The following is a 20,014-nucleotide window of genomic DNA, read 5'->3' on the forward strand; positions in this document are numbered from 1 at the left end:
CCGCCTAGCGCCAGATACGCGCAGGGGAATAGCAGTAGGCCGGACCAGCCGACAAATACGAAGCGATCGCGCTTGAGCCAGTCGTCAATGGCGTCAAACCACCCTCTTGAACTCGGCGCGCGTCCGACTGCGATAGTCATGACAGCAAATCTCCAAACAGGTTAGTTATAAGTACAGTCATCGCGGTTTCTGCTGGCTCCATCTGTCACTAGATGGGCTACGCAGAAAACAAACTAGGATGTCAATCTAGTTTACGATTCTTTACTGAGTTTAATCTTATTATGTCCAACTTGCACAGTTTTGGGTAAATTTATTTAACTCATTTTAATATTTAGCGGTAGGGGCGACAGATGCGATCGCAGATGTTCATCACTCGCGACAGTTCAGGGGGTGAGTGCGCTTAAAGTCCAGGCTAGTAAAGGATTAGCGAAACTTACCAACGCCAAGATAGAGGCGAAGATGAAATCCTTTCTCCCCTGCTCAACGAATTTTCCCATCGGGCAGCAACTGGCTCGCGTCTGAGATACTAGGGATGTGGAGCCGATATTTAATTGCAATTGCTTAACTCATGTTTACAATCGACCTAATTTTGAAAAATACGCCGATGTCGTTGTCGGTGCAACGGAAGTCAGACGAAGATGCCCAAAGCGTTTACCAAGAAATTCTGAATGCAATCCGCTCTGGCAACGCGCAACTGTTAGAACTCACTTGCGAACGCCAGCCGGAGAAAAAAATCGGCATTCTCAGTAGCGAGATTGTTGCCGTTCAGATATCTCAGAAATCCAGCACAGCATCGGCTGGAAGACCTCCCGGCTTCTTCGCCCTCGCTGAATGAACACGTTTCCTGCTGGTGTCGAAATGGTCAAGCCTGCCATTCAAGTCAAAGACCTTTGCTTCAACTGGCCTAAAGGGGAGAAAGTCTTAGATTCCTGTTCTCTGGAGGTGCCCAAGGGTGAATTCTGGATGCTTTTGGGCACCAACGGCAGTGGAAAATCAACATTGTTGAGATTACTGGCTGGGCTGTTGCGTCCCCAAGCAGGAGAAATTCAGATATTAAACCCAATTGGCTTTGTCTTCCAGAATCCCGATCATCAGTTGGTGATGCCAACAGTCGGGGCTGATGTTGCCTTTGGGCTGGTGGAGGAAAATCTCTCGCCCGCTGAGATACGCGGGCGGGTAGAGCAAGCACTGGCAGCGGTTAATTTACTCGCGCTGGAACGACGCCCCATCTATGCTCTGAGTGGGGGTCAGAAACAGCGAATTGCCATTGCCGGTGCGATCGCCCGCCGATCGGAAGTCTTACTATTAGATGAACCCACCGCCCTGCTCGATCCGGATTCTCAGTTGGATTTAGTCGCGCAAGTGCAAAGCTTGGTGAAAAGCCGGGGTCTGACTGCCCTTTGGGTCACGCATCGATTAGATGAGTTAAATTATGCCGACGGTGCATTCTTGCTGGAGCAGGGCTGCGTTGTGGATCGAGGAGAGCCAAAACGCTTAAGACAACGCCTCCTACAAACCCAAGATTCCCCTTTGTAAACAAAGACTATTTTTAGGCAAGCTTTGGCTAGTTCTGCAAAAAGGACGACAGAACTGACTTGACTATATTGTTAAGATGATGAAGTTAAGATGATGAAATAGTTATTTTCACCTAAAAAAATCTTGGCTTAAAACAATGCAACGCCCATCCCCGCAGGCTGTTTTGCTCGTTGACGGCTACAACGTCATTGGACTATGGTCTTACCTGCAAAGAACCCGCGATCGCAATGGGCTAGAAGCCGCTCGTCTTGAATTAATTGAGGCTTTGGTCAATTACAGCGCTTTTAAGGGCTTTGAAACTCAAGTTGTATTTGATGCCCAGTATCAAGACACGCGCAGTAATTGTGAATCTATCACCCACGAGCTATCAGTCTATTACACGGATTTTGGACAGACAGCAGATACTTACATCGAAAAAACCTGTGCCTCCTTTCGTTACAATCCCTACAGATCGGCACGGCGCTTGATTGTCGCTACATCAGATCGGGCGCAGCAATTAACAGTAGTGGGGTATGGCGCAGAATGGATGTCAGCGCAACAGCTGGGTTACGACGTAGAATTAACCGCTCGTGCGGTTATACGCAAAAATAGACCCAAGAAACATTCGTCGGGGCGTTTTTTAGCGAATTCCCTGGATGCTAAAGCTCGCGAGCGTCTGGCTGAGTGGCGTTTGAACCAGAAATAACTGAACATTCATTCGGCTCAAAAAAATTTCTCAGAAAACTATAAAAGGGCTTGACAAGTTATATTGGCACTCGCTAATATTAGTAACTGTTGAAAAGATTGAGTGAACGATCCTCAGTAGCTCAGTGGTAGAGCGATCGACTGTTAATCGATTGGTCGCAAGTTCGAATCTTGCCTGGGGAGTTTAATTAATTTAATTGTAAGGATGAAGCATGAAAGAGAAAATTTCAGACTTCATCCTTCGCCATTCAGAATTTCAGAAGTTATGGTCGCTTGACCCAGCCGTAACGTTCCTGAATCATGGTTCGTTTGGTGCTTGCCCGCTACCAGTTCTGGAAGCCCAACAACGCTACCGGGCGCAACTGGAAAGGGAACCTTTGCGATTTTTTGTGCGCGAGTTTGAACCGCTGCTGGATGCTGCACGGGATGAGTTAGCTCAGTTCGTAGGTGCCGATCCAGAAGAGTTGGTATTTGTCCCGAATGCGACAACTGGAGTGAATGCGATATTGCGATCGCTTGGCTTAGCCGATCCGAGCAATGCATCGCTTGCTTTCTCCCCAGACGACGAATTACTGACAACAGATCAGGAATATAATGCCTGCCGCAATGCGCTCAATTTCATTGCCAGTCGGACTGGGGCGCGGATAGTCGTGGCAACCGTGCCTTTCCCCATCACATCCCCAGAACAAGTCATCGAAGCTGTGATGGAGCGGGTTTCACCTAGAACAAAGTTAGCGCTGCTAGATCATGTAACCAGCCAGACAGGGCTAATTTTTCCCATCCAACAGCTTGCTCACCAACTGGCAGAGCGCGGCGTCGATACCCTGATAGACGGTGCCCATGCGCCGGGGATGCTGCCGCTGAATCTGCGGGAACTTGGAGCGACTTATTACACTGGTAACTGTCATAAGTGGTTGTGTTCCCCCAAAGGAGCCGCATTTTTATATGTGCGGCGCGACAAGCAATCGGCAATTCGTCCGCTAACGATTAGTCATGGTGCCAACTCGCCCCGAAAAGAGCGATCGCGCTTTCATCTAGAATTCGACTGGATGGGCACCGACGATCCCAGCGCTTATCTGTGTGTCGCAGAGGCAATTCGGTTTTTGGGTTCGCTGTTGCCGGGGGGATGGCGCGAATTGATGGCGCGTAACCGAGCAATGGCTTTGACAGCACGACAACTACTTTGCGAAACGCTACAGGTGTCGCCACCGTGTCCCGATGAGATGATTGGTTCGATGGCAACCGTGCCATTGCCGGATGAAATACCGGACAGCCCAGGAGAAATGCAAATAACGCCGCCACTACAAGATGCGTTATGCGATCGCTTTGGGATTCAGGTACCGGTGATTTATTGGCCTGCACCTCCTAAACAGCTGATTCGGATTTCAGCTCAACTTTACAACACTCCGGCGCAGTATGAATATCTAGGTAAAACGCTTGTGGAATTACTGTCTAGCTGACGAAAGACAACTGATGTAAGCCACTAAAACATCCAGAAAACCTTCCTGGAAGATAGAAATTAACCTTACCTTTACAGTTTTTTTCTTGATTTCTATAACCGTGACTTAACTCACGCTTGCATTTTTACAAAAGTAAGATGTACTCTTTTTGTGATAAAAAAACGAACCAAGCATTTCTACTTGGCTCTAAGAGCAAACACCAAATCACAGAAGTCTATAACCAAGGGAGAAAGACTATCTCAGGAAGGGAGATAATTTTGATAGCAGTTCTAATATTTAATACTTAGGCTCAGAACCGCGCTGTCTTTATACTTATAAAGTTATCAATTGCCAAAACAAACAGAATCAATCTTCGGTGGGAAACTTTCTGAGGTCTTAACTCTCTCTGAAGGAATATAAAGCTTTCTGTTTTGCTGGGACAAACGCCTGTAAGGGCAGAATGCCCAGTTAGACCATTTTTGATTGGAGATTGGAAATGCTTGCGGCTTATAGATAACAAGAGATCGCTTTTCTCGGAACCGATATCTACTGCGAACCTTGCTGAGTCACTCGCGCTAGCTGATTGGCAAAGTAAGTTTCCTGATACTTTAACGACCTTGCCAATTCCAACCCTTGTTCAAACGCTGCTTTTGCTGGCGCTAAGTCCCCGCGTTCTAGATAAATCTGACCGATTTGGTCGTAGGTTTTCATCAAGTTATAGTAATCGTAGGACTGCCGCTCTACGTGCAAAAGAGTTTGATAAACCTGCAAAGCATATTCAGGTTGTTTATAAGTTCGGTAGAGATCTCCTAGTTTTTTCAAAGCTTCGCTGGCAGAAGCAAACTGCTGTAAAGACCACGCTATATTATAGGCTTCTTGGTAGTTTTTACTCGCTTCGTCTGGTTCTTTGAGAGCTTCGTAATCGGTAGCGATCGCTATCTTCAACGCTGGTATCTGAGTTAGATCATTAATGGCAAGGTAACTTTCTGTCAGCCGTTGCTTCACTTTGAGAGAATTTTCCGGTTGCTTCGCCTTGTCGTAAATGTAAGTCAGCTGTTGCAGATAAACCACTTGGTTGACCGTATCGCCCTGTTGAGTGGCAAAACTCAGCAATTCCTCATAAGTTGCCGCTGCCTTAGGATAATCAAACCAGTTCAGGTGCAATTGGGCAATGATTTTCAGCATTGCCTCTTCTGTGGCTTTATCCTGGCGCTGCCGTGCATCAGCCAGCAACAGCTGATAATCCTCCAGCGCGGGGGCTGGCAGTCGTATCTGCTGGTAAGCTTGACCCAAAGCTTGCAACAGCTTTATGTCCACTGCCGAGACAGGGGAAGACAAAACAATTTCTTCAGTTTTGCCTCCATTTTGGTTTGTTTGCTGGCGGGGCTTGCCTTTCGGCTCTGGTGTCCTGCCAAAAGCCCGATCCTGAATTGCTTGCAGACGCTTGGTGATGATTTGCAAATCAAGTTTTTGATTATTTTCCCAAGCGATCGCTCCAACTCGTCCTAGCGCTTCTACCTCTTCCACCGTCCCTAGCGATCGCCGCAATCGCAATTCCCGATACCAAATTTCAAACGCTGCCGGTGCATTACCGGCTTTAAGCTGAGCAGCTGCCTGGGCATTTAATTCATCCAGAGCCTGCCTGAGTTGGCTGATTTCTTGAAGAGTCAGGGGACGATCTACCTGCGGCTGCGGCAGCAGCGGATCGGGTGTCGTTATCTCTAAGGGGTTGGGTTTGGGTTTATTATCCGCCGCAGTTGCTGCCCATCCGGCAGAACCGGAACACAGTAGGAACAAAACGGCAGCAATTCCCAGTCCTAAAGCGCTTGAGCGACGTTGCTGCAACCACAGACGAGCAAGCAAATTCTGCATAATATTTTTAGCGCGAGCAGTTTAAATTGTTAATAACAAACTATACAAGCAGACCTGGTTAATATCAGAAGTTGTAGCGTTTCTCACCCAACTGACTGCTACAGTAAAGCGATAGTTTCCGCGCTTGTTGTGAAGTTTAGGAGAAAGCTGGTGAACGGTGGGCAATTTAGACCACGATCTTGGGTGCTGGGGATAGCGATCGCCTTATTGACTTTTGTCACTTCCTGCGGAGTCCAGCCAGGAATGACACAAGATCGAGTTTTTCTGGATCTATCCCTCGACTTTTTGGGGGAATACCAGCTACCCAAGACGAAATTTAAGGATACACCTGTTTCTGGCTTATCGGGGCTGACCTACGACCGGAAGCAGAACCGTTTTTACGCAATTTCAGATGACCGCAGTAAGTTTGCCCCAGCCCGGTTCTACACTCTCAACATGGTTATCGATGACGCCAGCGATGGCAAAATTGGCATCCAGAAAGTAGAAGTTGAGGACGTTACTTTTCTAACCAAGGAAGATGGCAACGCCTATCCCAAGAGTACGGTGGATACGGAAGGGATTGCTCTGTCTCCTCAACAATCAGTATTTATCTCTAGCGAAGGTGTCGCCCGCGATGGCATTCCCCCCTTTATCGGGGAGTTTGACTTAAAAACTGGACGTCTGCGGCAGAACTTACCCATCCCGGAACGCTATCTTCCCGATGTCAGTGGCAATACAACCCAGACTCGAGGCATCCAGAATAACCTGGGGTTTGAAGCCCTGACGCTCAATCCCGTCGGTACTCTCCCAGCAGCTGGGGAACCATTTCGTCTATTTACTGCCACTGAGTCATCATTGATGCAGGATAGCGAAGCAATTAGTTCAAAGCAGGGAGCAAAATGCCGCATCTTGCACTATTTACTCAGCGATGGCCCGCCGCTGCTGATTGCCGAACATTTATACGAAATGGAACCGCCTCCAAGTGGGGCACTCAAAGATGGCTTGCCGGAATTTTTATCTTTAGATGCAGGGGGGCACTTCCTCACCTTGGAACGTTCTTTGAGCCTGTTAGGTTACAGGGTGAGGATTTATCAGGCAGCAATGGGCGGGGCAACGGATATTTCTAGCATTCCCAGCCTTAAAGGTGAGCTTACTGGGATTGAGCCAGTGAAGAAAAAGTTGCTGTTGGACTTGGATGAAATAGGCATTCCGTTGGGCAATTTGGAAGGCATGACTTTTGGTCCACGCTTGCCGGATGGTAGCCAAAGTTTACTTCTAGTCAGTGACGATAATTTCCAAGATAAACAGACGACTCAGTTCCTATTGTTCCGACTCAAAAGTAAGCGTTAAAAACAGTTAACCCTCGCATTTCTCACCCTTCAATTCATCTCGATAATCTTTGCAATCCCATGACTAAGTTGCTTACCTTCAAACATTCGCGTCTCGCTATAGTATCCGGGATCAGCTTGATGACAATGATTGCTACGTCAAGAGCGATCGCGGCTTGGGTACCCGTAAGCAAAACCCTCGACAACACCCCTATCTATATCGACGATGCGCGGATTGTGCGTCAGGGAAATCTTGTAGAATTCTGGCGACGGAATCTGTTTCAAGCTCCGGAAGCAGATGGTGCGATTGGGGTGGACAATTATCATGCAATAGAGTGTAAAAAAGGCTTATTCCGATGGCGTCGGTCTATTCGTTTTGACCAAAGCGGTCGGATTGTCGGGGATATCGATGTAGGTAAAAACGACAAGCTGCTAGAAGCAAAAATTCAATCGGGAAGTATCATCGGGGATTTTTATCAAGCAGTGTGCCCAGCCCAGATAGAGGAACCTAAAAAAAAATAACAAAAAGGGGATTTTTTCTTCAGCTTAAACCTACTTTGAATGCGATAAGAAAAACTTCACACTTAGCCACTCGACCTTCACGGAGAGGGGAGCAAGAAAAGCTTGTGTGTATCTCCTGTGCATCTACCTAAAACGGGTAGCGCGTTCAGTTTTTTAACTTGATTTTGCATTTTTAATAACTTTCGCCAGCAAAAATGCTTGAAAAATTATCTGGCAACGGTTCCCTCGCCTGAATCCACGGGGTAGGGACTCCTTTTTGGCGTGCGGAAAGGGCAACAATCCCGCCTACAATGGCGCAGTTTGTGTCCATGTCGCCTAAACCGCTAATTGTCGCCCAGAAAGCTTCCTGGTAGTCTTCCAAATGATGGGCAGCACACCACAGGGCAAAAGGCACCGTATCTTGAGCTGAAATTTTGTAGCCGGAACCCAGTTGTTGCGCTACCACAGGTGGAGAGCGATCGCTCGGAATATCTATCGCTTGCCGAATGCTGCTCTGAATCTCGCTTTCCGGGACATTCAGAGCAACCTGTTGGAGAAATTGCTCTCCAGACATAAATTCACCTTCACCCACCCTGTAAGCGATCGCAGCCGCAACTGCAACAGCGATCGCTCCAGCAATTCCCTCTGGATGAGCGTGTGTTGGTTGCGCTGAGAGTATCGCGTTTTCTCTCACTGCGTCTAGATCGTGAGCAAAATAAGCGCCTAATGGTGCCACCCGCATCGCCGCACCATTGCCATAAGAACCAGTACCCCCGAACATCTCTGAAGCTTCTGTGCGCCAGTCTGCGCCCCATTGCAGCCTTGTTAACAGCTGCTGCGCCCCTGCACCGTAGCCGCGAGAAGGGTTAAAGCGTTCGGAAAATGCTGCGGCAAGAGCATCGGAATCTATCCTTCCATAACGCCACAGTGTCTCTACGATAGACAATGCCATCTCGGTATCGTCACTGTAGCACCAGCGTCTGGGAGGAACTTGACGCTGTTGGATTCTTTCGTTAAGTTCCTCTGCCAACCCAAAAAACCTTTCACCCAAGGCATCTCCAACGGAAAGCCCCGTCAAAGACAACTGCATTCGTTCTAGTGGCTTCATCGTTTCAAGAAACTTTAGGAGGAGCGATCGCGCATCTTAAAATAAGGGGGATCATTTCTCAACAACGGCATTTTAATAAACAATGACGCATTCTACTGATATTGCTACCTTAGCTCGCTGGATGGCAGCAGATTTCAGCAACCAGGCACAAGCATTTGAAAATCCTCCCATCTTTGCCCATATCCGCGTCTGTATGCGTCCCCTACCGCTAGAACTGTTGTCTGGCGTGAGTTTCCTGGTGGAACAAGCGTATGACTATATGATTAATGACCCATATCGGCTGCGGGTTTTAAAGTTAATTACGAATGGCGATCGCATCGAAATTGAAAACTACACAGTTAAGAATGAAGAACAATTTTATGGTGCCTCCCGCGACCCCAAGCGCCTGCACAACCTCAAAGCAGACCAACTGGAAAAATTACCAGGCTGTAACATGATCGTCGAATGGACAGGTCACAGCTTCAAAGGTTACGTCGAACCCGGTAAAGGTTGTATGGTGGTTCGCAAAGGTCAAAACACCTATCTCGACAGCACCTTTGAGATTGACGAAAACAGGTTTATCAGTCTCGATCGGGGACGCGATCCCGAAACCGATGAGCATATTTGGGGATCGGTCGGGGGTCCTTTCGAGTTCGTCCGTTGGGGAAGTTTTGCCGAGGAAGTGAAGGTGTAAAGGGTTCAAAGCTAAAGGTTGAAGGTTCCTTGTCGCTAGGAACCTTCAACTTTCAATCTGGAGGTCTTGGAGACACTTTCACATCTGATTGCTAGGTCGCCCTGATTGCTGGGTCGCCGCCACTGGGACAACAACGCTTTCCTCCCAAAGATTGATGACGAAGGAGGGAAGAAATACGAGAAAGAAGCAAACGACTACAAGCTCGATGGGGTGTACCGGCGATCGCTCAGAAGGAATTCACTTCGATGGTCTAGAAGGTACCATTACCTGGTAAATTTACCGAGTGTTGGCAAGCAAGATTAATTGAACCCGTATGAAAGTCTTGGTTATTGGCGGTGATGGCTACTGCGGTTGGGCAACCGCGCTTTATCTTTCCAGTCGAGGATACGAAGTCGGCATTCTAGACAGCCTGGTGCGGCGTCACTGGGATATGCAACTAGGCGCAGATACCCTAACCCCTATTGCACCCATTCAACAACGCCTTCAGCGTTGGAAGGACCTCACCGGCAAATCCATAGACCTATTTATTGGGGATATCACTAACTACGAGTTCCTCCAGTCAGCGCTGCACAAGTTTGAACCACAGACAATCGTTCACTTTGGAGAACAGCGTTCGGCACCCTTCTCGATGATTGACCGAGAACACGCTGTCGTCACCCAAGTGAACAACGTGGTGGGGACGCTGAATCTGCTGTATGCGATCAAAGAAGATTTCCCCGACTGTCACCTCGTCAAATTAGGAACGATGGGCGAGTATGGGACGCCCAACATTGATATTGAAGAAGGTTACATTACTATCGAACACAACGGGCGTAAGGATACTCTGCCGTATCCGAAGCAGCCCGGATCGATGTATCACCTCAGCAAAGTTCATGATAGCCACAATATCCACTTTGCTTGCCGGGTTTGGGGACTACGCGCCACCGACTTGAATCAGGGCGTCGTGTACGGCGTCTTGACAGAAGAGACGGGCATGGATGAGCTGTTAATTAACCGTCTGGACTACGATGGAGTCTTTGGGACGGCACTCAACCGCTTCTGTATCCAAGCAGCAATTGGGCATCCCCTGACCGTGTATGGAAAAGGCGGTCAGACGAGAGCCTTTTTGGATATTCGGGATACAGTGCGATGTATGGAACTCGCGATCGCTAACCCCGCCCAACCCGGCGAATTCCGCGTCTTCAACCAATTCACCGAACTATTTAGCATCGGTGACTTAGCCGCAATGGTGAAAAAAGCCGGGAATTCCTTGGGACTGAATGTTGATATCCACAACCTCGACAATCCCAGAGTCGAGAAAGAAGAACACTACTTCAACGCCAAAAACACCAATTTGCTCGATCTCGGCTTACAACCTCACTATCTATCCGACGCCCTACTCGACTCGTTGCTCAACTTTGCCGTCAAGTACCAGCACCGCGTCGATAAAAATCAGATCATGCCCAAAGTTTCTTGGCACCGTCAGTAATCAGGATTGAGGACTGAGGACTGTTAGCGAAGCGGTGCGAAGCACGGACTGAGTGAAAAGAAAAATAGACGAGAGAGTGGCAACTGGCAAGCAATTTGTTGGGTTGAATTGTTGCATTGAAAAGACAGATAAACTTTAATAACTCCTCAGACTTGACCGTTCATTGAGTCCTTAGCCCTCAGTCGCGATCGCTCTTAAATCTATCACTCAGCCCTCAGTCCTCATCCCTCAGCACTGAATTATGCGAATTGCTCTTTTTACCGAAACCTTTTTGCCCAAGGTTGACGGCATTGTGACGCGCCTGCGCCACACCGTTGAACATTTACAGCGCAGCGGCAACGAAGTGCTGATTTTTTCCCCAGATGGGGGGTTAACCGAATATAAAGGAGCCAGGATCTACGGAGTCTCTGGCTTCCCGTTGCCTTGGTATCCAGAGTTGAAAATGGCTTTTCCCCGCCCCTCCATTGGTTATCAACTAGAGAAGTTTCAACCGGATATCATTCATGTTGTCAACCCAGCTATTTTGGGACTAGCGGGTCTGTATTATGCCAAAGCGATGCAGATTCCCTTGCTGGCGTCTTATCATACCCATTTACCCCAGTATCTCCAGCATTACGGCTTGGGAATGTTAGAAGGTGTGCTGTGGGAATTGCTCAAATCAGCCCATAACCAAGCGCGGCTGAATCTCTGTACTTCTACGGCGATGGTGCAGGAACTTACCAGTCATGGCATCCAGCGAGTGGATTTGTGGCAGCGAGGGGTAGATACAGAATTATTCCAGCCCCACTTGTCAAGCCGAGAAATGCGATCGCGTCTTAGCCAAGGACACCCGGAAAGCCCCTTATTACTCTACGTAGGGCGTCTGGGCGCAGAAAAGGAAATTGACCGCATTAAGCCCGTCCTAGCAGCCATTCCCAACGCGCGTCTCGCCTTAGTGGGAGATGGCCCCCATCGACAAGCCTTGCAACAACACTTTGCCGGGACACCCACCCATTTCGTCGGCTATCTGACCGGCGTTGAACTCGCCTCAGCCTTTGCCTCAGCAGACGCCTTTATTTTTCCCTCGCGCACAGAAACTTTAGGATTAGTGCTGTTGGAGGCGATGGCAGCCGGATGTCCCGTTGTCGCCGCTCGTTCCGGAGGGATTCCCGATATCGTTACCGATGGCGTTAACGGTTACTTATTTGACCCAAAAGATGAAGAGGGAGCGATCGCTGCTACCAAGCGCCTTTTGGCCCATCAAGAAGAACGGGAAACCCTACGGCAAAATGCCCGCCTCGAAGCCGAACGCTGGGGTTGGGCTGCCGCCACCCGCCAGTTGCAAAATTACTACGAATCAGCGATTCGTTAACAATCAATCATCAACAGTCAGGGTTTAGCAGTCAGGGTTTCCGAAAAACAACTGATAACTGAACCCTGAAATGCTCCTATTTAATACATATTCCTAAACACTACGGATGAGGATTTCAGGTCTCCGAGGTTAAATTAAGTTAGTGGGTGCTTATTTTTTAAGCGTTAACGATTAGCTCAGTAGGTGGAGACCAAACAAACCCAGATTGAACAACGCTTTTCCCCGTAAAGATGCGAAAATTTGCGTTTGTCGGCTATTTTTTACAGAATTAATCGCGATTTTAGGCTTTTACGGGTATTTTGACTAAATTGAATCTAAAAAAAAGTGTGAATCGCATACTAATAACAGCTAACAGCTAAAACCACAGCTTGCAAATGCTTCTCCCCATGACACTCTCTAATACCGGCAGCGTTCTGGCTACGTTAACTCAGCTTACGCAACTCAATCGTACTAGCGCCCTGACCTCGCGCGTCAAAGACCTGTCATTCGGCGAATTTATCTGCTTACTCGACTTTATTACCGCTGAGTTCCAGCAGTTTCTGCGGGCGATCGACATGATCAACAACGAAGCGCTGGAAACCATGCTGGAGCAGGTCATGGACGCCTTTACCCTCAAAATGGGTCAGATTCTGCAAGCAGACCTCACCACTATTTTTTTAGTAGACGAAGAAAAAAATCAACTTTGGTCAAAAATTCCCGATACGGAGACTGGGAGAGCCACCAAACAAATCCGGATTCCCATTAATATTGGCGTTGCCGGTCACGTCGCCAGCACCGGCGAATCTTTGAATCTTCCAGACCCCTACTCTCACCCACTCTTTAACAAAGAAGTTGACGAGCGACCGGGCTACCGAACCCGCAGTCTGCTTTGTATGCCGATTTATAGCAGCAAAAACCAGATTGTTGCGGTCGTTCAGCTATTAAATAAAGCTGGGGATGGGCCGTTTACCGAGGAGGATGAGCAGGGATTCCGCGACTTTGCTGCCTCTATCGGCATTATCCTAGAAAGCTGCCAATCGTTTTATATGGCGGCACGCAAGCAGCGGGGGGCAGAGGCACTGTTGCGGGCAACCACCTATCTCGGTCAAAGTCTTGACTTGGAAGCAACTCTGCGCTTTGTGATGGAGCAAGCGCGGGATCTGATGCAGGCGGATCGCAGCACCCTATTTATGCTGAGCAAAGAAACGGGAGAACTCTGGACGAAAGTTGCCAACAAAGATGGCACGGAGATCATCCCGATTCGCATTCCTTCTAACAAAGGAATTGCCGGTTATGTTGCCTCTACTCGTCAGCCGCTAAATATCCCGGATGCTTATAAAGATCCGCGTTTCGATCCCAGCGCCGACCAACGGACGGGTTATTTGACACGCAATATCCTGTGTATGCCGGTATTTAATTCATCAATGGAATTAATCGGCGTTACGCAGTTAATTAACAAGCAACCCGGCAGCTTCACGAGTTCAGATGAAGAGTTTATGCAGGCATTTAATATCCAGGCGGGAATTGCGCTGGAAAATGCCAAGCTCTTCGAGAATGTGTTGTTGGAAAAGCAGTATCAAAAAGATATCCTGCAAAGTCTCTCAGATGCAGTCATCTCTACAGATATGCAGGGACGGATTGTCACGATTAACGAAGCTGCACTGGAGTTGCTGGGGTGCCCAATTCGGGAAACCACGGGTAAAAACAACAAGCATCTGTGGGAGCAGAAACTAATCGGTCGTTTCGTTTGGGATGTGGTGCCCATCGAACATCTCCAGTTTCGCCTCCAGGATAGTCTGAAGACGGGTGCCAAGCAATATGTGCCGGAGCAAACCCTGACAGTGGGATTGTATGTAGAGAAGAGCCACCAGCCATCAGTAGCAGCCGTAGGAGCAATGCCAGAATTGTCCGTGCAGGCACAATGCGCCCAGTGTCAGCAGGTAGCAGAAGTTCTCAATTCGGAAGCGACTCACTCGGAGGGAGAACCCACTGGAGTCCATATTCTGGCAATTCGCGATCGCATCAATCCAAATATCTTCATTCCCTGGAATGAATCATGCAGTCCTGGCACTGTCGCCACTCACAGTTGTCATCAGATTTTGAGTGCCGATCAAGTCCAGGAAATTGAACGGAGTATGAATCTCACCGTTAATCCCCTTACCAACCCGGAAGGAGGCGTCAGAGGAGGCTTGGTGGTCTTGGAAGACATCAGCCACGAAAAACGGATGAAATCTACCTTGTATCGCTACATGACGCCTAGAGTGGCAGAGCAAGTCATGGCACTGGGCGATAAAGCGCTGATGATGAGCGAACGTAAGGAGGTGACAATTTTATTTTCTGACATCCGGGGCTACACCACTCTGACGGAAAATTTAGGGGCTTCGGAAGTGGTTTCGCTGCTGAATCAGTATTTTGAAACGATGGTAGAGGCAGTCTTTAACCACGAAGGCACCTTAGATAAATTCATTGGCGATGCCTTGATGGCGGTGTTTGGTGCGCCCCTGCCTTTGGCAGAAAATCATGCTTGGATGGCGGTTCAGTCGGCGTTGGATATGCGCCGCCGGTTGGCAGAGTTTAACCGTCGCCGTTTATTTGGAAACCAGCCGCAAATTCATATTGGCATTGGACTAAGTTCTGGAGAAGTCGTTTCCGGCAACATTGGTTCCCACAAACGGATGGACTACACGGTGATTGGGGATGGGGTGAACTTGAGTTCTCGCCTGGAAAGCGTCACCAAGGAGTACGGCTGCGATATTATCTTGAGCGAGTTTACCTACAACTTGTGCCGCGATCGCATCTTGGTGCGAGAGTTAGACAAAATCCGCGTCAAGGGCAAAAATACCGCCGTTAGTATTTACGAGTTGATCGGCGACCATCGACAGCATCTCGACGACTCCACGAAGAAGTTTCTCGATCTCTATCATCTGGGGCGTACAGCCTACACGGGAAGAAGCTTCCAGAAAGCGATCGCCTACTTTGAGGACGCCTACAGCCTACGACCCACGGATCAGGCAGTCACCGTCCACTTGGAACGGTGTAAGAACTACCTTCGGCAACCGCCTTCAGATGCCTGGGACGGAGTCCACACGATGACCAGCAAATGAGGTTAATCGCTATTCGCGAATTGGTGTAAATTCTCTAGACGCTGCCCTTTTGCACCTCACCTTTCCGGATTATCCTCTCCACTCTGGAAAGGGTTCTCACCGATGGCGAGTTGCTTTTTGGTTTTTTTCAACTGCTTCCAGAGACTCTTAATTTGTTCGTAGGCTTCGGAGGATGAAATTTTCCCCCCAGTTTCCAGGTTGCAGATGAAATTCACCCGTTGAGCAAATTCCTGCAAATTTGCGTTAAAAACCAGGTTTTCTGGCTTGACTTGACCGTAGTAACGACTACGAGGATACAGAAAATCAGAGCGGTCTGCCATAGATTACCTCCTTGGGATAAACTACTCAACCTACTGGCGTGAGAAACGAACCAATCGTTAATCCTGTTTTTTGCCCAAGCTGGAAAAGCTAGCAACAGAAACAGGGAGGTATTCCGACCGTTGCCCGATCCACCTTGGAGTCGGTAGAACTTTCTTGCGATCGCCCGCTGTTGGAATCAGGATTTACCGGGTGTTTTGTTCGAGTCTTGACCACTATTGTGATCTTTGCACAAAGGGCTGCGCTTATTTTAATTACAAATTAATCAAAATTTAACCTTATCTTAATCAAAGATTATGCCAGTTACTCGCAGATGCCCAGATGTTGACGCCATTCGGCTCCTAAGGCATTAAAATCTTCTGTGCTGCTGCCGACGATCCATTAATACAAATAACGACTCTCCATGTCCGCCCAATCAACCAACCTTTACGAAGGCAAAGCCAAGATTCTCTATACCACGGACGATCCGGACATTCTGCTGGCTCACTTCAAAGACGACGCTACCGCCTTTAATGCCAAAAAGCGCGGTCAGATTATCGGCAAAGGTGAAATTAACTGCACCATTGCCGCTTATTTGTTCCAGGTTTTGGAAGCATCGGGCATCCCGACCCACTTCATTGACTGTCCGGCACCCAACCAAATGCGCGTCCAAGCGTTAAAGATTCTGCCCCTAGAAGTGGTGGTCAGGAACATTGCTGCGGGAAGTCTGTGTCAACAAACAGGGTTGCCCGTAGGTACCGTCCTGCCCGATCCGCTGGTGGAATTTTATTTTAAAAATGACGATCTCGGAGATCCTTTGTTAACACGCGATCGCTTGATGTTATTGAAATTAGCGACACCAGAACAGCTTGACCAATTACAAAGTAGCGCCTTGCGGATTAACGAAATCCTCAGAGACTTTTTTCACCAATGCCGGATTACCCTAGTGGATTTCAAGTTGGAGTTTGGCGTTGACCGGCATAGCGAGATACGACTGGGAGACGAAATCAGCCCCGATACCTGCCGTCTTTGGGATGAGTCTGAAGACGATCCCGACCGGCGAGTGCTAGATAAAGATCGGTTCCGTCGGGATTTGGGGCAGGTGGAAGATGCCTACCAGCAAGTGCTAAAAAGAGTTCTTGAACAAGTAAATCGTAAAAAGTAAAAGCAAAAAAATTCTTTCTTTGGCTTTTTGCTTTTTTACTTTTGTCTCTATTTTCAATGTGTGTGGAAGTGTCGAAAACGAGTAAAAGAATGCGCTTATCTCCCTTTTTATTGACGATTTTGGCTGCCTCATCTGCCTGCTGTGTAGCATTTCCTGCCAGAGGGCAAACGACAAATTCTTCGTCGGATACCTCAGAGAGAACAGCTTGGTATGGCGATTATATTGAGCAGACCCAGGCTGACGCAGGACGCGATGGCCCAGAATCTCAACCAACCAATAACGTAGTCGTCAATGCTGTGAGTGCCCCAGAGACGACACCGCCTGGGAGAGCGCTTAGACCGTCGCCCAGCCTCACTGAGATTGTTACACGCTCCACCACCGCACCCGCCCCAGTTAACGTCCCAGTTAAACCGGAGCGCGTAGAGGTCGCCAGTAGCAGTCGCCGGGAACCGCCACCCGCCAATAACGTGGTGGTTAACACCATGAGCGTTCCAACAACAAAAGAGCCTGTAGGGGCAAAATCCCCCTCATCCGTACTCAGCCAAACTCCCACAACCCAATCTCCATCCTCTCCCACGCCGGAAACAGAGCCAGTGGTTCCCCGCACCGGCGAAGAATCAACACCGCAACAAGAAACGCCGGATACCATTGAATTCGATCTCACGCCAGGGACGACTGGTGAGCCGAATCTTGAGTTGCCAGAGCCACGGGAACAACCTGTACCAACCCCTGAAGGTGGACAACCTGCAACAACGCCTGAAACGGTACAACCTGCGCCTACCGACCAGCCAGAAGCCAGAGTGCTAGTGGGTGAAGTCGTTGTTACTGGCGTAGAAGGGGAGCTCGAAAACGAAGTTTATGAGGCAATTCGCACCCGACCCGGACAAACGGCGACCCGGAGCCAGTTACAGGAAGATGTGAATGCCATCTACGCCACAGGTTTTTTCAGCAACGCCAGAGTAGAGCCACAGGATACCCCGCTGGGCGTCCGTGTCGTCTTTGTAGTAGAACCTAACCCAGTTTTGCGTCAGGTAGTGGTTGTCCCCGTCCCTGCCGACCAAAATCAGCGGGCACTCCCCCAAAAGGTAATCGACGACGCCTTCGCGTCTCAGTATGGTCGCACCCTCAACATCCGCGAACTGCAAGAAGGCATTAAAAAAATAAACCAGTGGTACAAAGAAAACGGCTATGACTTGGCACAAGTAGTTGCCGCACCCCAGATTGCTGAGGATGGCACGGTACGTCTAGAGGTAGCAGAAGGACTGATTGAGGATATCGAAGTCCGCTTTCTCGACAAAGACGGACAACCCGCAAATGATGAAGGTCAACCCATCCGGGGTCGCACCCGCGATTTCATCATCACGCGAGAAATTGAACTGAATTCTGGAGAAGTCTTTAACCGGACGAAAGCGGAAAGGGATCTGCGCCGAGTCTTTCGCTTAGGCATCTTTGAAGATGTGCGACTCTCATTCAGACCGGGGCAAGATCCGCGCAAAGTGGTGGTGGTCGTGGACGTGATTGAGAAGAACACCGGCTCAGTGGCGGCGGGTGCAGGGATTAGTTCCGCCAGTGGATTATTCGGCACCATTAGCTATCAAGAGCAAAATCTGGGGGGCAATAACCAGAAGCTGGGGGCAGAGTTGCAGGTCGGTCAGCGAGAACTGCTATTTGATGTCAACTTCACAGATCCCTGGATTGCTGGCGATCCTTACCGGACTTCCTACACCGTCAATGGGTTCAGACGCCGATCCATTTCGTTGATTTTTGATGGCGGTGACACAGAGGTGGAATTGCCCGATGGAGACAGACCCCGCGTCCTGCGATTGGGGGGTGGCGTCACCTTCACCCGTCCGCTTTCCCGAGATGTTTTTGAAGATCCGGAATGGAGAGCGAGTCTGGGCTTGCAGTATCAACGGGTTTCGATCCGAAATTCCGACGGCGACATTAGTCCGAAGGATGAGCTAGGCAACGACCTGAGCTTTAGTGGGGAAGGGAAAGACGACTTGTTGACCCTGCAATTTGGGGTTGTGCGCGATCGCCGTAACAGCGCCGTAATTCCGACCTCTGGATCTCTACTGCGCCTAGGCGTTGAACAGTCTCTCCCCGTAGGTGTGGGAGGGATTCTGTTTAACCGTCTGCGCGGTAGCTATAGCTACTATCTTCCTGTCAGATATACGAACTTCTCCCCAGGTCCACAAGCGCTCGCTTTCAACGTTCAAGCCGGAACCGTCCTCGGCGATTTACCTCCCTATGAAGCTTTCTCTCTAGGCGGTAGTAACTCGGTGCGGGGTTTTGAGGAAGGAGATGTCGGCAGCGGTCGCAGCTTTATCCAAGCGACCGCAGAGTATCGCTTCCCTATTTTCTCGATTGTGGGCGGTGCTTTGTTTGTCGATGCCGCAACCGATTTCGGGACTGGTAGCACCGTACCCGGAGATCCGGCTGGGGTGCGGGGTAAGCCCGGAAGCGGCTTTGGTTATGGTCTTGGCGTCCGCGTGCAATCTCCCCTCGGCCCGATTCGCATCGACTATGGTTTTAATAACGAAGGGGACAGCCGCCTCCACTTTGGAATTGGGGAGAGATTCTAAAAATTAAAAATGTAAAATTAAAAATTAAAAATTAGGAGAATTTCTTCAATTTTTAGTTTTTAATTTTTAATTTTTAATTATGAAACAACACACGCTAAAAGGCTCTTTTGAACAATCTGGCGTCGGTCTACATAGCGGCGTCCCTACCCATGTCCGAGTGCTACCAGCGGCGGCTGGAGAGGGACGTTACTTTGTCAGAGTTGACCTGGCTGGGGCACCCGTGATTCCAGCGCGGGTGGAAGCAGTCAGTCAGACAACCCTCTCCACCGAACTTGCTAGCAGTGGAGAGGCGCGGGTTCGGACTGTGGAACACCTGCTAGCCGCTTTAGCAGGCAGCGGTGTCGATAACGCTCGAATTGAGATTGATGGTCCGGAAGTGCCCCTGCTGGATGGCTCAGCGCTGATTTGGGCGGAAGCGATCGCGCAAGCGGGCGTGGTCGATAACGATGAAGGAATTCCCGATTCCACTTTTAAGCTAGAAAAGCCCGTATGGGTCTATCAAGGCGATGCCTTTGTCGCCGCCCTACCCGCACCGGAGTTGCGCTTTTCCTACGGAATTGACTTCGACTCAGCAGCAATTGGCAATCAGTGGCACAGCTGGACGCCGAGGCAAGAAAAATTTGCAGACGCGATCGCACCCGCCCGCACGTTTGGTCTAGCGCACCAAATTGAGCAGTTACAAGCCGCAGGTTTAATCAAAGGCGGAAGTTTAGAAAATGCCCTGGTTTGCGATTCACAAGAATGGCTTAATCCTCCCTTAAGATTTTCAAATGAGCCAGTGCGTCATAAACTTTTAGATTTAGTAGGAGATTTAAGTTTACTGGGATATTTCCCGCAAGCTCATATCCTCGCCTACAAAGCCAGCCATCACCTGCATATCCAACTCACTCAGCAGTTACTCCCTTTTGTGAGTGGCACTGTGTGAGCCTGTGTAAAGTGGCTGCG

General features: G+C 49.2%; 17 protein-coding genes, 1 tRNA gene and 1 pseudogene. 15 read left to right on the top strand and 4 right to left on the bottom strand.

Features of this window, described 5'->3' with window-relative positions:
* A pseudogene (locus NDA03_RS17355) lies at positions 1–140 on the bottom strand (photosystem II D2 protein (photosystem q(a) protein)); the annotation flags it as partial.
* 428 nt (positions 141–568) lie between these two features.
* On the opposite strand from NDA03_RS17355, the gene NDA03_RS17360 reads away from it, so the two are divergent.
* From NDA03_RS17360 to NDA03_RS17380, 5 genes are all read left to right on the top strand, one after another.
* A complete protein-coding gene (locus NDA03_RS17360) occupies positions 569–835 on the top strand; it encodes a hypothetical protein (protein WP_190411751.1) in 267 nt (88 codons plus the stop codon).
* A 23-nt stretch (positions 836–858) separates the two neighbouring features.
* Positions 859–1,536 (top strand): ABC transporter ATP-binding protein, encoded by a 678-nt coding sequence (locus NDA03_RS17365; RefSeq protein WP_190426205.1) that lies wholly within the window; start codon positions 859–861, stop codon positions 1,534–1,536.
* Positions 1,537–1,672: 136 nt separating this feature from the next.
* The gene (locus tag NDA03_RS17370; RefSeq protein ID WP_190411750.1) at positions 1,673–2,221 is read left to right on the top strand and encodes an NYN domain-containing protein; all 549 of its coding nucleotides are present in this window, start codon (positions 1,673–1,675) and stop codon (positions 2,219–2,221) included.
* 110 nt (positions 2,222–2,331) lie between these two features.
* Positions 2,332–2,403: transfer RNA gene (locus NDA03_RS17375), tRNA-Asn, on the top strand.
* A 29-nt stretch (positions 2,404–2,432) separates the two neighbouring features.
* Positions 2,433–3,680: an aminotransferase class V-fold PLP-dependent enzyme gene (locus tag NDA03_RS17380; RefSeq protein ID WP_348238704.1), complete on the top strand. Its 1,248-nt coding sequence runs from the start codon at positions 2,433–2,435 to the stop codon at positions 3,678–3,680.
* A gap of 525 nt (positions 3,681–4,205) precedes the next feature.
* Here the strand turns inward: NDA03_RS17380 and NDA03_RS17385 are convergent.
* Complete coding sequence (locus tag NDA03_RS17385) at positions 4,206–5,531, bottom strand: hypothetical protein (RefSeq protein ID WP_348238705.1); 1,326 nt, start codon at positions 5,529–5,531, stop codon at positions 4,206–4,208.
* Positions 5,532–5,681: 150 nt separating this feature from the next.
* On the opposite strand from NDA03_RS17385, the gene NDA03_RS17390 reads away from it, so the two are divergent.
* Together NDA03_RS17390 and NDA03_RS17395 are read left to right on the top strand one after the other, a co-directional pair.
* The gene (locus NDA03_RS17390; protein ID WP_348238706.1) at positions 5,682–6,860 is read left to right on the top strand and encodes an esterase-like activity of phytase family protein; all 1,179 of its coding nucleotides are present in this window, start codon (positions 5,682–5,684) and stop codon (positions 6,858–6,860) included.
* 119 nt (positions 6,861–6,979) lie between these two features.
* Positions 6,980–7,360 (top strand): surface-adhesin E family protein, encoded by a 381-nt coding sequence (locus tag NDA03_RS17395; RefSeq protein ID WP_190527540.1) that lies wholly within the window; start codon positions 6,980–6,982, stop codon positions 7,358–7,360.
* A gap of 172 nt (positions 7,361–7,532) precedes the next feature.
* Here NDA03_RS17395 and NDA03_RS17400 read toward each other — a convergent pair whose 3' ends face one another.
* A complete protein-coding gene (locus NDA03_RS17400) occupies positions 7,533–8,447 on the bottom strand; it encodes an ADP-ribosylglycohydrolase family protein (protein ID WP_348238707.1) in 915 nt (304 codons plus the stop codon).
* An 82-nt stretch (positions 8,448–8,529) separates the two neighbouring features.
* On the opposite strand from NDA03_RS17400, the gene NDA03_RS17405 reads away from it, so the two are divergent.
* The 5 genes from NDA03_RS17405 to NDA03_RS17425 all read left to right on the top strand — a co-directional run bounded on the left by NDA03_RS17405 (position 8,530) and on the right by NDA03_RS17425 (position 15,022).
* Complete coding sequence (locus tag NDA03_RS17405) at positions 8,530–9,120, top strand: chromophore lyase CpcT/CpeT (RefSeq protein ID WP_190411745.1); 591 nt, start codon at positions 8,530–8,532, stop codon at positions 9,118–9,120.
* Between the two features lie 88 nt (positions 9,121–9,208).
* Entirely contained in the window at positions 9,209–9,394 is a 186-nt protein-coding gene (locus tag NDA03_RS17410; protein WP_190411744.1) for a hypothetical protein, read from the top strand.
* A 39-nt stretch (positions 9,395–9,433) separates the two neighbouring features.
* Positions 9,434–10,588 carry an NAD-dependent epimerase/dehydratase family protein gene (locus tag NDA03_RS17415; protein ID WP_190683698.1) on the top strand — a complete coding sequence of 385 codons (1,155 nt, stop codon included), beginning with the start codon at positions 9,434–9,436 and terminating at the stop codon, positions 10,586–10,588.
* Between the two features lie 241 nt (positions 10,589–10,829).
* A complete protein-coding gene (locus NDA03_RS17420; protein WP_190427235.1) occupies positions 10,830–11,939 on the top strand; it encodes a glycosyltransferase in 1,110 nt (369 codons plus the stop codon).
* Between the two features lie 386 nt (positions 11,940–12,325).
* On the top strand, positions 12,326–15,022 hold the full coding sequence (locus tag NDA03_RS17425) for a GAF domain-containing protein (RefSeq protein WP_348238708.1): 2,697 nt from the start codon (positions 12,326–12,328) through the stop codon (positions 15,020–15,022).
* A 56-nt stretch (positions 15,023–15,078) separates the two neighbouring features.
* On the opposite strand, the gene NDA03_RS17430 is transcribed toward NDA03_RS17425, so the two are convergent.
* A complete protein-coding gene (locus tag NDA03_RS17430; RefSeq protein ID WP_190411740.1) occupies positions 15,079–15,342 on the bottom strand; it encodes a hypothetical protein in 264 nt (87 codons plus the stop codon).
* Positions 15,343–15,743: 401 nt separating this feature from the next.
* On the opposite strand from NDA03_RS17430, the gene purC reads away from it, so the two are divergent.
* The 3 genes from purC to lpxC all read left to right on the top strand — a co-directional run bounded on the left by purC (position 15,744) and on the right by lpxC (position 19,994).
* Positions 15,744–16,484 carry a phosphoribosylaminoimidazolesuccinocarboxamide synthase gene (gene purC, locus NDA03_RS17435; protein ID WP_190666578.1) on the top strand — a complete coding sequence of 247 codons (741 nt, stop codon included), beginning with the start codon at positions 15,744–15,746 and terminating at the stop codon, positions 16,482–16,484.
* Positions 16,485–16,573: 89 nt separating this feature from the next.
* Positions 16,574–19,069, top strand: coding sequence for a BamA/TamA family outer membrane protein (locus tag NDA03_RS17440; protein ID WP_348238709.1), 2,496 nt, complete (start codon positions 16,574–16,576; stop codon positions 19,067–19,069).
* 79 nt (positions 19,070–19,148) lie between these two features.
* Positions 19,149–19,994, top strand: coding sequence for a UDP-3-O-acyl-N-acetylglucosamine deacetylase (lpxC, locus tag NDA03_RS17445; RefSeq protein WP_348238710.1), 846 nt, complete (start codon positions 19,149–19,151; stop codon positions 19,992–19,994).
* The last annotated feature ends 20 nt before the right edge of the window (positions 19,995–20,014 follow it).

The sequence above is a fragment of the Trichocoleus sp. Lan genome, assembly GCF_039961855.1.
Lineage (GTDB): Bacteria > Cyanobacteriota > Cyanobacteriia > Cyanobacteriales > FACHB-T130 > FACHB-T130.

Bases quoted from the DNA above. Each gene is read 5' to 3' on its own strand.
- NDA03_RS17420 (WP_190427235.1), top strand. From the start codon at position 10,830: ATGCGAATTGCTCTTTTTACCGAAACCTTTTTGCCCAAGGTTGACGGC.
- NDA03_RS17360 (WP_190411751.1), top strand. From the start codon at position 569: ATGTTTACAATCGACCTAATTTTGAAAAATACGCCGATGTCGTTGTCG.
- NDA03_RS17425 (WP_348238708.1), top strand. From the start codon at position 12,326: ATGACACTCTCTAATACCGGCAGCGTTCTGGCTACGTTAACTCAGCTT.
- NDA03_RS17415 (WP_190683698.1), top strand. From the start codon at position 9,434: ATGAAAGTCTTGGTTATTGGCGGTGATGGCTACTGCGGTTGGGCAACC.
- NDA03_RS17380 (WP_348238704.1), top strand. From the start codon at position 2,433: ATGAAAGAGAAAATTTCAGACTTCATCCTTCGCCATTCAGAATTTCAG.
- NDA03_RS17395 (WP_190527540.1), top strand. From the start codon at position 6,980: ATGACAATGATTGCTACGTCAAGAGCGATCGCGGCTTGGGTACCCGTA.
- NDA03_RS17440 (WP_348238709.1), top strand. From the start codon at position 16,574: ATGCGCTTATCTCCCTTTTTATTGACGATTTTGGCTGCCTCATCTGCC.
- purC (WP_190666578.1), top strand. From the start codon at position 15,744: ATGTCCGCCCAATCAACCAACCTTTACGAAGGCAAAGCCAAGATTCTC.
- NDA03_RS17400 (WP_348238707.1), bottom strand. From the start codon at position 8,447: ATGAAGCCACTAGAACGAATGCAGTTGTCTTTGACGGGGCTTTCCGTT.
- NDA03_RS17385 (WP_348238705.1), bottom strand. From the start codon at position 5,531: ATGCAGAATTTGCTTGCTCGTCTGTGGTTGCAGCAACGTCGCTCAAGC.
- NDA03_RS17370 (WP_190411750.1), top strand. From the start codon at position 1,673: ATGCAACGCCCATCCCCGCAGGCTGTTTTGCTCGTTGACGGCTACAAC.
- lpxC (WP_348238710.1), top strand. From the start codon at position 19,149: ATGAAACAACACACGCTAAAAGGCTCTTTTGAACAATCTGGCGTCGGT.
- NDA03_RS17430 (WP_190411740.1), bottom strand. From the start codon at position 15,342: ATGGCAGACCGCTCTGATTTTCTGTATCCTCGTAGTCGTTACTACGGT.
- NDA03_RS17405 (WP_190411745.1), top strand. From the start codon at position 8,530: ATGACGCATTCTACTGATATTGCTACCTTAGCTCGCTGGATGGCAGCA.
- NDA03_RS17365 (WP_190426205.1), top strand. From the start codon at position 859: ATGGTCAAGCCTGCCATTCAAGTCAAAGACCTTTGCTTCAACTGGCCT.